Source organism: Nonomuraea sp. NPDC059194, from assembly GCF_042754765.1.
Classification (GTDB): domain Bacteria; phylum Actinomycetota; class Actinomycetes; order Streptosporangiales; family Streptosporangiaceae; genus Nonomuraea.
Genome location: NZ_JBHZBH010000033.1, coordinates 1 through 14,046, shown reverse-complemented (window position 1 = coordinate 14,046; position 14,046 = coordinate 1). Strand labels below are relative to the sequence as shown.

Genomic DNA, 14,046 nt, shown 5'->3' with positions numbered 1-14,046 from the left:
GAGCAATCCCGGGCGGGCAGCGATGGACCGTTCGCCGCGCGGGGAAGCAGAACGGTGGAGGCGCTGACTCGCGGTGGCGACCCCACGCCCCCGCCCCCCGTTCGGTGTGAGGGATGGCATAGGCTGAACTGATGTTCCCCTCGATGAGCTAGGAGGTGACCGCCCTGTGCTGAAGGACTCGTTCGGCCGGGTGGCGACCGACCTTCGGGTGTCCCTCACGGACAAGTGCAACCTGCGATGCACCTACTGCATGCCCCCCGAAGGCCTCGACTGGCTGCCCAACGCCCAGTTGCTGACCGCCGATGAAATCGTCCGCCTGGTCACCATCGGCGTCGAACGCCTGGGCATCACCGAAGTGCGCTACACGGGAGGCGAGCCGCTGCTGCGTCGCGAGCTGGTCGACATCGTCGCCCGCACCGCCGCGCTGCGCCCCAGGCCGCAGATCTCGCTGACCACCAACGGCATCGGCCTGGCCAAGCTCGCCACGTCGCTGGCCGGGGCGGGGCTCGACAGGGTCAACGTCTCGCTCGACACCCTCGAGCGCGAGACGTTCAAGCGGCTGGCGCACCGCGACAGGTTCGAGGACGTCATCGCGGGCCTGGAGGCCGCCGACCAGGCCGGTCTGCGGCCGGTCAAGGTCAACACGGTGCTCATGCGCGGGATCAACGAGCACGAGGCGGTGCCGCTGCTGCGCTACTGCCTCGAGCGCGGCTACGAGCTGCGCTTCATCGAGCAGATGCCGCTCGACGCCCAGCACGGCTGGAGCCGCGCCGACATGGTGACGGCCGACGAGATCCTCGCCCTGCTCACCGGCGCGTTCGACCTGTGCCCCGACGACCTGGAGGAGCGGGGCAGCGCCCCGGCCGAACGCTTCCTCGTCGACGGCGGCCCGGCCAGGGTCGGCGTGATCGGCTCGGTGACGCGCCCGTTCTGCGGGGCCTGCGACCGGGTACGGCTGACCGCCGACGGCCAGATCCGCAACTGCCTGTTCGCCAGGGAGGAGTCCGACCTCAAGGTCGCGCTGCGCGGCGGCGCCACCGACGAGGAGCTGGCCGAGCGCTGGATCGCCGCGGTGCGCGGCAAGCGGGCAGGACACGGCATCGACGACCCCTCGTTCCTGCAGCCGGTCAGGCCGATGTCGGCCATCGGAGGCTGATCAGCCGCCGGTAGGAGTCCAGGCGCCGGTCGAGGTCGTAGGTGTTCATCGTCACCAGCACCTCGTCGGCTCCGGTCCGTTCGACCAGGTCGCGCAGCTGGGCGGCGACCTGGTCCTCGGTGCCGTGGATCTGGCCCCTCAGCGCCTCGTCGAGGTAGCCGCGCTCGCGCTCGGTCGGCGTCATCGCCTGGATCTCCGCCACGGGGCGCAGCGGCGGGAAGACGCCGCGGGTGCGCGAGTGGACGGTCGCCCACGCCTCGGGCAGCTGCAGCAGGTGCGCGTCCGGGCCGACGGCGATGTTGGCCGCCACGATCACGTACGGCGTGCCCTTCACGGTGTCGCGGTAGCGCCTGACGCCCTCCTCCACCCGGCCGCCGCCGATCACCAGCGGCAGCCCGAGCTCGGCGGCGATGTCCGCCCCCGAGCCGATCGCCAGGACGAACGCGGGCACCTTCCTGCCCTCGGACGGCATCGCGTGCACGCCGTGCCTGCCCGTGGTGAAGAAGTCGAGGAGCTCTTCGATCTGGGCGCGGAAGTCGTCGGCGTCCTTCTTGTCGTGGCCGAGGGCCTTCCTGATCCCGCCGGTGAACCCGACCGACCGGCCCAGGCCCATGTCGATCCGGCCCGGATGCAGCGCGTCCAGCACCCCGAACTGCTCGGCGACCACGAGCGGCTGGTGGTTGGGCAGCATCACCCCGCCGGTGCCGACTCTGATGCGCGAGGTGGCCGCGGCAACGGCGGCGGCCAGCACGGTCGGCGCGGAGCCCGCCACGCCGGGCACCGCGTGATGCTCCGACACCCAGAACCGGTGGTAGCCGAGCTCTTCGGCCTGCCTGGCGAAGGCGACGGTGTCGCGCAGGGCCTGCGCGGGGTCCTGGCCCTGGCGGACGAGGGACCGGTCGAGAATCGACAGCTTTGTCACCTTCGGTGCAACACGCCAGGCGCGGCAGGATTCCCGCGCCCCCGCGGCTCAGGTGTCGAGGACGGCCGACAGGGCGGTCACCGCGTGCGCGCGGTGTTCGTCGAGCCTGAGCACCGCCGCGTCGGCGTCCGCTGCCCGCAGCGCGTCCAGCACCGCGCGATGCTCGCCGACGACCCGCTCCCTGTTGCCGCCGTCGCCGTAGTACATCGACCGGTAGGCGTCGGTGGCGTCCCACAACGTCCTGATCAGCCTGACCAGGCGCGGCATCCCCGAGCACTCGAACAGGGTCAGGTGGAAGACCCTGTTGGCCGCCGCCATCTCCTGCACCTGGCCCGCCGCGGCGGCCCGCTCGACCTCCTGCTGAGCGTGGTCGAGCCGCGCCAGGTCGTCGGCCGTCAGGCGGGGTACGGCTCGCCGTACCGCCTCCTCCTCCAGCAGCTGCCTGATCCGGTAGACCTCGCGCAGGTCGTCGAGCGACAGCGTCTCGACGAAGTAGCCGCGATGCGCCTGGTAGGTGACCAGGCCCTCGCCCTGGAGGGTCTTCAGCGCCTCGCGCAGCGGCACCCTGCTGACGTCGAACTCCTCGGCCAGCGCGTCCTGCCTGATCGGGCTGCCCGGCCGCAGCCTGCCCGTGGTGATGGCCCTGCGGAGCTCGCCGAGCACGAACTGCTGGGCCGTGGGCGGCCTGCGCCGTTCCTCAAGCGAGCTCATCGCCCCAATATCTCACGGACCCACGCCGAGTCCTGCCCGAGAGCGGGCGGGAGGAGCCGGTACGAGGCAGGCGTCGCGCCGAGCCGGACGGGGTTGGCCACCTGGCCGTCCACGACGGGCTCGAACCCGAGCGAGGCGGCCAGCTCGAAGGCCCCCGCCACGTCGTTGATCGGCCCGCACGGCACGCCCGCCGCGGTCAGCGCCTCGAACCACGCGTCGGCCGTCCGCGCGGCCAGCGCCGACGACAGCTCGGGCACCAGCACGTCGCGCGCCTCCACCCTGGCGGCGTTGGTGGCGTAGCGGGCCTCGGCCGCCAGGTCGTCGCGCCCGAGCACGGCGCACAGCGCGCGGAACTGCCTGTCGTTGCCCGCCGCGATGACGATCGGCCGGTCGGCCGCCTCGAACACCTCGTACGGCACGATGCTCGGATGCCGGTTGCCCATCGCGCGCGGCACCACCCCCGCCGCGGCGTAGGCGGAGGCGTGGTTGGCCAGCGCCGACAGCAGCGAGGTCAGCAGCGACACCTCCACGAGCTGCCCCTGCCCGGTGGTGTCCCTGTGGCGCAGCGCGGCCAGCACGCCGAACGCCGCGTGCAGCCCGGTGATCACGTCGACCAGCGCCACGCCCGTCTTGGTGCCCTGCCCCTCCGGCTCGCCGGTCACGCTCATCAGGCCGCCGACGGCCTGCACGACCAGGTCGTAGCCGGGAAGCTCGGCCCCCTTGCCCGCGCCGAACCCGGTCACCGAGCAGTAGACGAGGCCGGGGTTGAGCTCGCGGACCGTCTCGTAGCCCAGCCCCAGGCGCTCCATCGTGCCCGGCCTGAAGTTCTCCACCAGCACGTCGGCCCTGGCCACCAGCGCCCGCGCCACCTCCAGGTCGCCGGGGTCGCGCAGGTCGAGGGCGATCGAGCGCTTGTTGCGGTTGACGCCGAGGAAGTAGGTGGCCTGCCCGTCGGCGTACGGCGGGCCCCACGCGCGGGTGTCGTCGCCGCCCTCCGGCCGCTCCACCTTCACCACGTCGGCGCCCAGGTCGCCGAGCAGCATCGTGGCGTAGGGGCCGGCCAGCACCCGGCTGAAGTCGGCCACCAGCAGTCCGGACAGCGCTCCTGAAGTCTCCATAGGCAAAGCACCTTATGCTGTGCCATGTTGGATATCCAATATTGGATCCAATTTTGGAGGCCTTATGCATCCCACCGCCCTGTTCGCCCTCGACAGCCTGCTGACCGAGGAGGAGCGCGAGATCAGGAGCACAGTCCGCCGCCTGTGCGACCGCGAGCTGCGCCCCCACCTGACCCAGTGGTTCGAGGACGGCCAGATCCCCGCCCGGGAGCTGGCCCGCGCCTTCGGCGAGCTCGGCCTGCTCGGCATGCACCTGGACGGCTACGGCTGCCCCGGCCTCGGCGCCGTCTCCTACGGCCTGGCCTGCCTGGAGCTCGAGGCGGCCGACTCGGGGCTGCGCAGCCTGGTCTCGGTCCAGGGCTCCCTGGCCATGTACGCGATCTGGCGTTACGGCAGCGAGGAGCAGAAGAACGAGTGGCTGCCCGCCATGGCCGCGGGCGAGCGCATCGGCTGCTTCGGCCTGACCGAGCCCGACTTCGGCTCCGACCCGTCCAGGATGCGCACCAGCGCCAAGCGCGAGGGCGGCGACTGGGTGCTCAACGGCACCAAGATGTGGATCACCAACGGCTCGGTCAGCGACGTGGCCGTCGTGTGGGCGCAGACCGACGAGGGCATCCGCGGCTTCCTCGTCCCCGCGGGCACCCCCGGCTTCACCACCAGGGACCTCAAGCACAAGGTCTCGCTGCGCGCGAGCGTCACCAGCGAACTGGTCCTCGACGGGGTACGGCTGCCGCGCCAGGCCATGCTGCCGGGCGCCCGCGGCCTGTCGGGACCGCTGCGCTGCCTGAACGAGGCCAGGTTCGGCATCGTCTTCGGCGCGATGGGCGCGGCCCTCGACTGCCTGGAGACGGCGATCGCCTACGCGGGCGAGCGGGAGGTCTTCGCCAGGCCGCTCGCCTCCTTCCAGCTCACTCAGGACAAGCTCGCCGACATGGCGCTCGAACTGGGCAAGGGGCTGCTGCTTGCCGTACACCTCGGACGGTTGAAGGAGGCCGGGACGCTCACGCCCGAGCAGGTGAGCGCGGGCAAACTCAACAACGTGCGCGAGGCCCTGGAGATCGCCAGGACGTGCAGGACCATCCTGGGTGCCAGCGGGATCACCCTGGAGTACCCGGTGATCAGGCACGCGGTGAACCTGGAGTCCGTGCTCACCTACGAGGGCACCTCGGAGATCCACGCCCTCGTGCTCGGCAAGGCGCTCACCGGCCACGCGGCCTTCGCCTGACATGTGATCATCCCAGCCGACGCCGTACGGTGTGACACATGGGGCATGACGCGATCATTCTCGCGGGCGGCGCGGCGAGCCGGATGGGCGGCAGGGATAAGCCGGGCCTGCGCCTCGGCGGCCGGACGCTCCTGGAACGCGTCGCCGCCGCCGTACCGGACGCGGGCCGCCTGGTCGTGGTCGGTCCGCCGCGCGATCTGCCCGGCGCGCTGTTCACCCGCGAGCGCCCCGAGGGCGGCGGCCCCGTCCCCGCGCTGCGGGCGGGCCTGGCGCTGGTGGCGGCGCCATGGGTGGCGCTGCTGGCCGGAGACCTGCCGCTCATGGAGCCCGCCCACGTGAGGGCGCTGCTGCGGGCCGCCGGCGACGGCGACGGCGCGGTGCTCCTCGACGACGACGGGCGCGAGCAGTGGCTGGCCGGGGTGTGGCGCACCGCGCCGCTGCGCGCCGCGCTGGCCGGCTACGAGGGCCGCTCCCTGCGCGGCCTGCTCACCCCTCTCGACCCGGCACGGCTGCGCCTGCCGGGCACCCCCTGGCTCGACTGCGACACTATGGACGATCTCAGAAAGGTGGCACAGATGAACGTGTTGGCCGAGTGGACCGCACTGGCCTGCAAGGAACTGGGCGTCGACCCCGCCAGGGTCGACAGGGACCTCGTCCTCGAACTGACCAAGGAGGTCGCCCACGGCGTCGCCAGGCCCGCGGCCCCCCTCACCGCCTACCTGCTCGGCCTCGCCGAGGGCACCGGAACGGCGCCCGAAGACGCCGTCGAACGCATCACGACGCTCGCCCGTAACTGGGAACGCGCCACGACAGAGACCTTGACCGACGACTGAAGATCGGGGTCAAGCTGAAGATTTGCTGTGAACCCGCCGCGAAAAGCATTTGGGAAAGGATGCCTATCCAACCGGCGGGCTAGAACAAATTTACGGAGAAAAGGGCGATGCCGGGTGGTTACGGGGGCAAACCACCCGGCATCGCTTCATCGGCGTTCCGACGGGGGCCCGGAACGCCGGCAATAGCACTCCGACGGGGGACCGGAGCGCTTGGCTAAAGCGTACACCTACAACCCGTGGGATGCGTCAAGACTTAGTCACGACCCGATCTCGCGTCGGTGATGCGGTATCTCGTCTTGGTCAGGAGCGGGGCTGGAAAAGGTCGGAGGCGGGGCATCTCTTCCTCGCTCATTGGCCCCGATAACCGCTATGTATGGCAAAAAGATCGCGCCCGCGATGAACAGCAGGCGATACGGCCACGGCACCGGCACGACGACCGCCAGGATCAGGCAGATCGTGCGGATGCCCATCTGGATGAGGTAGATCTTCTCCCGGCGGTTGATGTCCGCGCTGAGGGACGGCCGGGCGTCGGTCACCCGGTGGACGTCCTTGCTGCGCCGCCAGCCCCTCACACCATCCACGGTAGACCTCGGACGGCGCGGGCGCGATGAACCCCATGGACGGTACGGCTGGTCATGCGATCATGGCTTTCAGGTAAGGGAGGAGCAGCTATGACGGATCGAACGTATCGGGTGACCGAGATAGTCGGCACGTCGGGGGAGAGCCTCGACCACGCCATCCGCAACGGCATCCGCAGGGCCTCGGAAACGCTTCGGCACCTCGACTGGTTCGAGGTCACGGAGATCCGCGGGCACATCGAGCAGGGGGAGATCGCCCACTACCAGGTGGGCATGAAGGTGGGCTTCCGGCTCGAGGACGCCTGATCTGCGTCACTGTCGCGTGCGGGGGGTGACTTCGCCGGGCTCGCGGGGCACACTCCGGTACCAAGGGGCTCGGCGAAGGGATCATGAGATGACACCGCTCCACAGGGCTCGGCCGCGGGCGTTACGCGGCGCGCTGGCCGCGCTGGCGCTGGCCGTACCGCTGGCGACCGCCTGCTCGGCCACGCCCGATGTGGTCACGCCCGCGTTCGACGTGACAGCTCCCGTCCGGAGCGGGGTGCTGCGGCAGACGGCCGACGAGATTGCCCGCACCAGCGCCAGCATCAGGCGCCTGGACGACCTGCCGCTGTACGAGATGACCTTCCACGGCGGCTACGACATCGAGGCGCCCCTCACCAAGGACGAACTCGCCCGCAAGGACGAGGGCTGGGCCTGTTCGCTCTTCCACCGCGGCACGGAGTTCGGCCGCAACTTCGACTGGTATCCCAATCCGGCGATCGTCGTGCGGTCCGACCCGCCGGACGGCTACGCCTCCCTGTCGGTCGTCGACGCCTACTACCTGCTCGGCAAGAGGGATCCCGCCGACCTCGCCGACCCCGCCCAGCGGCGCAGGCTCGCCCACGCCGTGCTCGCCCCCTTCGACGGCATGAACGAGAAGGGCCTGGCCGTCGGCATGGCGTCCACGCCCGACGCCGACCTGCCCGTCCCGGATCCGGCCAAGCCCACGCTGAACGACGTGCGCATCATGCGGGTGCTGCTCGACCGGGCGGCCACCGTCGACGAGGCGCTGACCCTGATGCGCGCCTACAACATCGACTTCAGCGACGGCCCCCAGGTGCACTACCTGATCGCCGACAGGAGCGGCGCCACCGCCGTCGTCGAGTACGGCAAGGGCAGGATGAACGTCGTCAAGGACCGCGTGCTGACCAACTGGAGCGTCGTCAGCGGCACGCCCGACGAGCGCCACAGGAGGCTGACCGCGACCGTCGACACCAAGACCGACGGGCTCGACCTGCTGAGAAGCGTCGCCCAGGGCCACACCCGCTGGTCGGTCGTCTACGACCTCAAGGCCGGCACGGCCAGGCTGGTCACCGCCAAACGCTGGGACAGGGTGCACACGCTGTCGATCGCCCGCCCGCAGGGCTGAGCCCACGGGCGGGCGGCAGGACGGTCAGTTCGCCTGGCTGACCGTCGACATGTTGAAGTCCGGCACCCTGACCGGCGGCATGATCGTGCGGGTGAAGTAGTCGTTCCACTCGCGCGGAAGCGTCTGCAGGCTCTCGCCGACCTCGCTGAGGCGCCCCAGCAGGTCGACGGGGCTCTCGTTGAACCTGAAGTTGTTCACCTCGCCGACCACCTCGCCGTGCTCGACCAGGTAGACGCCGTCGCGGGTCAGGCCGGTCAGCAGCAGCGTCTGCGGGTCGACCTCGCGGATGTACCACAGGCAGGTCACCAGCAGCCCGCGCTCGGTCGAGGCGATCATCTCCTCCAGCGACCTGCCGCCCTCGCCGCCCCGCATGATCAGGTTGTCGATCGCGGGCGTCACCGGCAGGCCGCTCAGCTCGGCCGAGTAGCGGGTCTGCAGCAGCGCCGACAGCGTGCCGTCCTTCACCCAGTCGGTCGCCGACAGCGGCAGGCCGTTGTCGAAGACCGAGCTGCGCCGGCTGGCCGCGTGGGCGGTCACGAATGGCGCGCACTCGATGCCGGGCGCGGCGGGGTCGCTGCTTAGCGTGACGGGCAGCGACGCCAGCCGCTCGCCGACCCGGGTGCCGCCGCCCGGCTTGGAGAAGACCGTGCGGCCGTCGAGCGCGTCACGGGCGCCCGCCGACCACAGCAGATAGATCATCAGGTCGGCGACCGCGCTCGGCGGCAGCAGCGTCTCGTAGCGGCCCGCGGGCAGGTCGATCCGGTTCTTGGCCCACTCCAGGCGCTGGGCCAGCGAGGAGTCGAGCGCGGCCACGTCGACGTCGGAGAAGTCGCGGGTGGCCACGCCCGTCCACGCCGAACGCTTGAGGTCGGCCGACTTGGCGTTCAGCTCCAGACGGCCCGTCGGCTGGTCGTGACGCAGCCGCAGGCCGCTCGACGAGCCGACGAAGGACGAGGTCAGCGTGTGCTCGGCGAAGCCGTACAGCTTCCTGCCGCCCGCCTCGGCCGCCGTGAACGTCTCGCCGAGCGCCGGAGCGAAGCCGCCGAACACGCCGATCGAGGTCGGCAGCACGGGCTCGGACCAGTTGGCGCTCGACCCCACGCCCTCCAGCAGCGGCCTGGCGTCCTCGGCGGGCTGCGCCTCGCGCGCCGCCGCGTCGGCCGCGGCGACCACCTCGGCCAGCTGCTCAGGCCGTACGCCGGCGCGGGAGACCACGCCGACGCCCGCGCCCACGATCGAGATCACGGTCAGCTGCGACGACCTGGCCACCCCGTTGGTGGTCAGCGTGTTGCCCGCGAAACGCAGGTTGGCCGTCGAGCCCTCGTCGACGATGACGACGCAGTCGTCGGCCTGGGAGAGCTCCAGCGCCCTCTCGACCATTTCCTGAGGAGACGTCACTTTCCACCCTCCTGGACGGTGTTGAGGATCCTGACGCGGCGAAACAGCGCCGAGGGGCAGCCGTGGCTGACCGGCGCGACCTGGCCAGGCTGGCCCTTGCCGCAGTTGAAGGCGCCGCCGAGCACGTAGGTCTGCGGCCCCCCCACGGCCTCCATCGAACCCCAGAAGTCGGTCGTGGTCGCCTGGTAGGCGAAGTCGCGGACCTGGCCGGCCAGGACGCCGTTCTCGATGCGGAAGGCGCGCTGCCCGGTGAACTGGAAGTTGTAGCGCTGCATGTCGATCGACCAGCTCTTGTCGCCGACGATGTACAGGCCGCGCTGCACCCTGCCGATCAGCTCCTCGGTCGAGGGGCCCGCCGGATCCGGCCTGAGCGAGACGTTGGCCATGCGCTGGATCGGCATGTGGCCGGGGGAGTCGGCGAAGGCGCAGCCGTTGCTGGCGCCCAGCCCCTGCATCAGCGCCATCCTGCGGTCGAGCTGGTAGCCGACCAGGATGCCGTCCTTGACGATGTCGAACTCGCGTGTGGCCACGCCCTCGTCGTCGTAGCCGATCGTCGACAGGCCGTGCTCGACCGTGCGGTCGCCGGTGACGTTCATGACCGGCGAGCCGTAGACCAGCGAGCCGAGCTGGTCGAAGGTGGCGAAGCTGGTGCCGGCGTAGGCGGCCTCGTAGCCGAGCGCGCGGTCGAGCTCGGTGGCGTGGCCGATCGACTCGTGGATCGTCAGCCACAGGTTCGACGGGTGGATCACCAGGTCGTAGTCGCCCGCCTCGACCGACGGCGCGGCCAGCTTCTCGGCCAGCAGCTCGGGGAGCGCGGCCAGCTCGCCCTGCCAGTCGTACAGGTCGCCCGTGAGGTACTCGTAGCCGCGGCCGACCGGCGGCGCGATCGTCGACATGTCGTCGAACCCGCCGGCGGCGGCCTTCATCGCGTTGAACTCCGGATGCACCCGCACCCGCTGCTGGGTGGTGACGGTGCCCGCGCTGTCGGCGTAGAACTTCTGCTCCTTGACCTGCAGGAGCCTGGCGCTGACGTGGTCGGCGCCCTTCAGCGGCCCCGCCGACCAGTCGGCCAGCAGCGCCACCTTGTCCTTCTGCGGCACCGAGAACGGGTCGATCTCGTAGGGCGAGACCCAGGTGACCTCGCCGTGGACCGGCTCGGGCGCCAGCTCGATGGGCTCCCTGTTGATCGGGGCGCTCACCTCCGCAACCTGGACCGCCTGCGCCGCGACCTCCGCGGCCGCCTCCGGGGTCAGGACCAGGCCCGCGGCGAAACCCCACGTGCCATTCTTGATCACCCGTACGGCATAGCCGAGGTCGTCGGCGTCCATGGCCCCTTCGAGCCTGGCGTCGTAGAGGGCGAGGGACTCGGCTCGCACACGCTCCAGCCTGAAGTCGGCGTGCGAGGCGCCGAGGTCGCGGGCGCGCTGGAGCGCGGCGTCCGCGAGCCGCCTGAGCGGCAGGGCGAGGAAATCCGGATCGATCTGGCGCATGTCAACGATCCTAGCCCTGTGATCTTGTGCGTCCCGGACAACGGGATACCGGCCGGTACGAGATAGCGTCAGGTCCCATGGCACGCTCTGTACTCGTCACCGGAGGCAATCGCGGCATCGGCCTCGCGATCGCCCGCGAACTGGCCGCGGCAGGCGACAACGTCGCCGTCACCTACCGATCGGGGGAGCCGCCCGAGGGATTGTTCGGCGTCCGCTGCGACGTGACCAGCTCCGACGACGTCGAGGCCGCCTTCGCCAAGGTGGAGGCCGAGCAGGGCCCCGTCGAGGTGCTCGTCTCCAACGCGGGCATCACCAAGGACACCCTGCTGGCGATGATGAAGGAAGACACCTTCACCGACGTCATCGACGCCAACCTCACCGGCGCCTACCGGGTCGCCAAGCGCGCGATCAGGCCGATGATGAAGCTCAAGCGCGGCCGCATCATCCTCATCTCCTCCGTCGTCGGCCTCAGCGGACAGGCAGGGCAGTCCAACTACGCCGCCTCCAAGGCCGGCCTGGTCGGCTTCGGCCGTTCCCTGGCCCGCGAGTACGGCTCGCGCGGCATCACCGTCAACGTCGTCGCCCCCGGCTTCGTCGAGACCGACATGACCGCCGACCTCGACTCCGAGGCGATCGTCAAGAACATCCCGCTGGGCCGACAGGCGGCTCCGGCGGAGATCGCACGCGTCGTCCGCTTCCTGGCCAGCGACGACGCCTCCTACATCACCGGGGCAGTGATCCCCGTCGACGGCGGACTCGGAATGGGACACTGATCATGGGCATCCTCGAAGGCAAGCGCATCCTCGTCACCGGCGTCCTCACCGACGCCTCCATCGCCTTCTCCGTGGCCAAACTCGCCCAGGAGCAGGGCGCCACGGTCGTGCTGACCGGCTTCGGCCGCCTGTCGCTGGTCGAGCGCATCGCCAAGCGGCTGCCGCAGACGCCGCCGGTGATCGAGCTCGACGTCCAGAACACCGAGCACCTCGACACCCTGGCCGCCCGCGTCGGCGAGCACGTCGACGGCCTCGACGGCGTCGTCCACTCCATCGGCTTCGCCCCGCAGACCGCGCTCGGCGGCAACTTCCTCAACACCACGTGGGAGGACGTCGCCACCGCCCTGCACATCTCCACCTACTCCTACAAGTCGCTCGCGGTCGCCTGCCTGCCGCTGATGAAGGACGGCGGCTCCGTCGTCGGCCTCGACTTCGACGCCAGCAAGGCGTGGCCGGTCTACGACTGGATGGGCGTGGCCAAGGCGGGCCTGGAGTCGGCCAACCGCTACCTGGCCCGCGACCTCGGCAAGCAGGGCATCAGGGTCAACCTGGTGGCCGCGGGGCCGCTGCGCACGATGGCCGCCAAGTCGATCCCCGGGTTCAAGGAGTTCGAGGAGGCCTGGCCGGAGAGGGCGCCGCTCGGCTGGGACCTGACCGACACCGAGGCGGCCGCCAAGGCGTGCGTGGCGTTGATGTCCGACTGGTTCCCCGCCACCACCGGCGAGATCGTCCACGTCGACGGCGGCGTCCACGCGATGGGTGTGTGAGGCCTGGGAAGGCGTGTGTGAGCCTGGGAAAGGCATGGTCTCTCGCCTCCGGCGAGAGGCCGCCCCTCCCCGGGGGCTCCCGCCCAATGCCGGGAAGTTAAGAAACGGGCGATCCTGTCAAGGGGGTCGCGGATATGACGAAGCTCCTGTAGGACAGGGGATCGACCAAGATCTCTATCCGCAGGAGCTTCGTTGTGGAGCAGTGTGTCATGCCCGTGGCCGATCGGGTATTCGTCCCGGCTCATCTGGGTGCGTTGACCGATCAGTTGCCCGCCGAGCTGATCGATGAGGTGTTGGTGCAGACCCTGCGGCAGCAGCGGCGGGTGCGGCTGCTGCCCGCCCGGCTGATGGTGCTGTTCGTGCTGGCCATGACCCTGTTCCCGGATCGGGGCTATGGCCGCATCTGGGCGGCGTTGTGCGCTTCGGTGCGGCAGTTGTTGCGCGGTATCCCCAGCACGGCGGCCTTGCGGCAGGCCCGCAACCGGCTGGGCGCGACGCCGCTGCGGGAACTGTTCGATCGGCTGCGCGGCCCGGTCGCGCCGGCGGTGATGCCGGGCGCATGGTGGCGTGGGTTACGGGTGGTGGCCTGGGACGGGTCCACGCTGGCGCTGGCCGAGCAGACACAGATCCGGTCGGCCTTCGGTGGGCCGACTACCCAGCACGCAGCCGGTGGCCGGCCGCAGATGCGCATCGCGCTGCTGGTGGAATGCGGCACCAGGGCCATCATCGACGCGGTCTTCGGCTCCTACCGCAGCGGCGAACCCGAACTGGCCGCTCGCATGCTGCCCAGCCTGCGAGGGGGCATGCTGCTGCTGGCCGACCGTAACTTCGTCGGCCTGGATCTGTGGCGCCAAGCCGCCGCCACCGGCGCGCACCTGCTGTGGCGCATGCCCAGCTACCTGACCTGGCGACCCCTGCGCAGGTTGAGTGATGGCTCCTGGCTGGCCACCCGACCCGGCCAACGGGCCCGACGTGGCCATCCGGCCACCACCGACACCCTGGTCCGGGTGATCGAGGCCACCATCACCATCCAACGGGCCGACGGCACCTGCCGCACCGAACCATACGTGATCATGACGACACTGCTCGACTCCCAGCGCCACCCCGCCCGCGACCTGATCGAGCTCTACCACCAGCGCTGGGAGATCGAGATCTGCCTGCTCGGCCTCAAGGCCATCCACAAGGGCACCACCCGCACCCTGCGTTCCAAGACGGTAGAAGGCGTCCACCAGGAGTTCTACGCCCTCATGATCACCCACCACCTGCTGCGCCAACTGATCTGCCACGCCGCTTTGGACACCGCCCTCGACCCCGACCAGATCTCCTTCACCACCACCCTGCACGCCATCCAGGCCAGCATCTTGAACCATCGCGGCGTGCGCGACGACAACGCGATCCCAGATTGGCAAGACCTCCTCGCCGAACTCACCGACAGCACCACCACAGCGGTCAGACGATCACGAGTGAGCCCACGTCCTTCGCCACGAACCAGAACACGACCAGACTTCGTCCACTCCCAGAAAGTCACCTACACCATCACCATCGACACGACCTTGACAGACGACCAAGCCGCTTAACTTCCCGGCATTGTTGCGCCACGCGCGGAGAGGAGTCGTCATGCGGTAGGAGACGACTGCTGTCGTGCTGCTGCACGGAAGATGAAG

General features: G+C 70.3%; 14 protein-coding genes. 8 read left to right on the top strand and 6 right to left on the bottom strand.

Translation table 11 applies throughout. The features are described from left to right. Positions 1-166 precede the first annotated feature (166 nt). Positions 167-1,156, top strand: a complete 990-nt coding sequence (moaA, locus tag ACFXJ8_RS31970) for a GTP 3',8-cyclase MoaA (RefSeq protein WP_379647709.1) — start codon at positions 167-169, stop codon at positions 1,154-1,156. Here moaA and ACFXJ8_RS31965 read toward each other — a convergent pair. The 3 genes from ACFXJ8_RS31965 to ACFXJ8_RS31955 are packed head-to-tail and all read right to left on the bottom strand — an operon-like array spanning position 1,128 to position 3,907. Further along, positions 1,128-2,078, bottom strand: a complete 951-nt coding sequence (locus tag ACFXJ8_RS31965) for an MsnO8 family LLM class oxidoreductase (RefSeq protein ID WP_379647708.1) — start codon at positions 2,076-2,078, stop codon at positions 1,128-1,130. The two genes, moaA and ACFXJ8_RS31965, sit on opposite strands and share 29 nt — an antisense overlap. A gap of 48 nt (positions 2,079-2,126) precedes the next feature. Next, positions 2,127-2,789 carry a GntR family transcriptional regulator gene (locus ACFXJ8_RS31960; protein ID WP_379647707.1) on the bottom strand — a complete coding sequence of 221 codons (663 nt, stop codon included), beginning with the start codon at positions 2,787-2,789 and terminating at the stop codon, positions 2,127-2,129. After that, positions 2,786-3,907, bottom strand: coding sequence for a CaiB/BaiF CoA transferase family protein (locus ACFXJ8_RS31955; RefSeq protein WP_379647706.1), 1,122 nt, complete (start codon positions 3,905-3,907; stop codon positions 2,786-2,788). The genes ACFXJ8_RS31960 and ACFXJ8_RS31955 overlap by 4 nt, the downstream gene beginning before the upstream one ends. 64 nt (positions 3,908-3,971) lie before the next feature. Here ACFXJ8_RS31955 and ACFXJ8_RS31950 point away from each other — a divergent pair, with 64 nt between their 5' ends. Together ACFXJ8_RS31950 and ACFXJ8_RS31945 are read left to right on the top strand one after the other, a co-directional pair. Beyond that, complete coding sequence (locus ACFXJ8_RS31950) at positions 3,972-5,132, top strand: acyl-CoA dehydrogenase family protein (protein WP_379647705.1); 1,161 nt, start codon at positions 3,972-3,974, stop codon at positions 5,130-5,132. Between the two features lie 38 nt (positions 5,133-5,170). Then, entirely contained in the window at positions 5,171-5,965 is a 795-nt protein-coding gene (locus tag ACFXJ8_RS31945) for an NTP transferase domain-containing protein (RefSeq protein ID WP_379647704.1), read from the top strand. A 257-nt stretch (positions 5,966-6,222) separates the two neighbouring features. On the opposite strand, the gene ACFXJ8_RS31940 is transcribed toward ACFXJ8_RS31945, so the two are convergent. Continuing rightward, positions 6,223-6,537: a DUF3099 domain-containing protein gene (locus ACFXJ8_RS31940; RefSeq protein WP_379647703.1), complete on the bottom strand. Its 315-nt coding sequence runs from the start codon at positions 6,535-6,537 to the stop codon at positions 6,223-6,225. Between the two features lie 99 nt (positions 6,538-6,636). Between ACFXJ8_RS31940 and ACFXJ8_RS31935 the strand changes: the two genes are divergently transcribed. Then, the gene (locus ACFXJ8_RS31935; protein WP_379647702.1) at positions 6,637-6,849 is read left to right on the top strand and encodes a dodecin; all 213 of its coding nucleotides are present in this window, start codon (positions 6,637-6,639) and stop codon (positions 6,847-6,849) included. Positions 6,850-6,937: 88 nt separating this feature from the next. Further along, positions 6,938-7,954, top strand: coding sequence for a linear amide C-N hydrolase (locus ACFXJ8_RS31930; protein ID WP_379647701.1), 1,017 nt, complete (start codon positions 6,938-6,940; stop codon positions 7,952-7,954). 24 nt (positions 7,955-7,978) lie between these two features. Here the strand turns inward: ACFXJ8_RS31930 and ACFXJ8_RS31925 are convergent, their stop codons facing one another. Both ACFXJ8_RS31925 and ACFXJ8_RS31920 read right to left on the bottom strand, forming a co-directional pair. Further along, the gene (locus ACFXJ8_RS31925) at positions 7,979-9,334 is read right to left on the bottom strand and encodes a metallopeptidase TldD-related protein (RefSeq protein WP_379647790.1); all 1,356 of its coding nucleotides are present in this window, start codon (positions 9,332-9,334) and stop codon (positions 7,979-7,981) included. Between the two features lie 14 nt (positions 9,335-9,348). Further along, the gene (locus ACFXJ8_RS31920; protein ID WP_379647700.1) at positions 9,349-10,842 is read right to left on the bottom strand and encodes a TldD/PmbA family protein; all 1,494 of its coding nucleotides are present in this window, start codon (positions 10,840-10,842) and stop codon (positions 9,349-9,351) included. Between the two features lie 77 nt (positions 10,843-10,919). On the opposite strand from ACFXJ8_RS31920, the gene ACFXJ8_RS31915 reads away from it, so the two are divergent. From ACFXJ8_RS31915 to ACFXJ8_RS31905, 3 genes are all read left to right on the top strand, one after another. Next, positions 10,920-11,615 carry a beta-ketoacyl-ACP reductase gene (locus tag ACFXJ8_RS31915; protein ID WP_379647699.1) on the top strand — a complete coding sequence of 232 codons (696 nt, stop codon included), beginning with the start codon at positions 10,920-10,922 and terminating at the stop codon, positions 11,613-11,615. 2 nt (positions 11,616-11,617) lie between these two features. After that, positions 11,618-12,382, top strand: coding sequence for an enoyl-ACP reductase FabI (fabI, locus tag ACFXJ8_RS31910; protein ID WP_379647698.1), 765 nt, complete (start codon positions 11,618-11,620; stop codon positions 12,380-12,382). A gap of 209 nt (positions 12,383-12,591) precedes the next feature. Continuing rightward, positions 12,592-13,959: an IS4 family transposase gene (locus ACFXJ8_RS31905; protein WP_379647697.1), complete on the top strand. Its 1,368-nt coding sequence runs from the start codon at positions 12,592-12,594 to the stop codon at positions 13,957-13,959. The last annotated feature ends 87 nt before the right edge of the window (positions 13,960-14,046 follow it).

Excerpts from the sequence above, each read along its gene's own strand:
- ACFXJ8_RS31930 (WP_379647701.1), top strand. The coding sequence starts at position 6,938 with ATGACACCGCTCCACAGGGCTCGGCCGCGGGCGTTACGCGGCGCGCTG.
- ACFXJ8_RS31935 (WP_379647702.1), top strand. The coding sequence starts at position 6,637 with ATGACGGATCGAACGTATCGGGTGACCGAGATAGTCGGCACGTCGGGG.
- ACFXJ8_RS31905 (WP_379647697.1), top strand. The coding sequence starts at position 12,592 with ATGCCCGTGGCCGATCGGGTATTCGTCCCGGCTCATCTGGGTGCGTTG.
- ACFXJ8_RS31950 (WP_379647705.1), top strand. The coding sequence starts at position 3,972 with ATGCATCCCACCGCCCTGTTCGCCCTCGACAGCCTGCTGACCGAGGAG.
- ACFXJ8_RS31920 (WP_379647700.1), bottom strand. The coding sequence starts at position 10,842 with ATGCGCCAGATCGATCCGGATTTCCTCGCCCTGCCGCTCAGGCGGCTC.
- ACFXJ8_RS31925 (WP_379647790.1), bottom strand. The coding sequence starts at position 9,334 with ATGGTCGAGAGGGCGCTGGAGCTCTCCCAGGCCGACGACTGCGTCGTC.
- ACFXJ8_RS31960 (WP_379647707.1), bottom strand. The coding sequence starts at position 2,789 with ATGAGCTCGCTTGAGGAACGGCGCAGGCCGCCCACGGCCCAGCAGTTC.
- fabI (WP_379647698.1), top strand. The coding sequence starts at position 11,618 with ATGGGCATCCTCGAAGGCAAGCGCATCCTCGTCACCGGCGTCCTCACC.
- ACFXJ8_RS31955 (WP_379647706.1), bottom strand. The coding sequence starts at position 3,907 with ATGGAGACTTCAGGAGCGCTGTCCGGACTGCTGGTGGCCGACTTCAGC.
- ACFXJ8_RS31915 (WP_379647699.1), top strand. The coding sequence starts at position 10,920 with ATGGCACGCTCTGTACTCGTCACCGGAGGCAATCGCGGCATCGGCCTC.
- ACFXJ8_RS31945 (WP_379647704.1), top strand. The coding sequence starts at position 5,171 with ATGGGGCATGACGCGATCATTCTCGCGGGCGGCGCGGCGAGCCGGATG.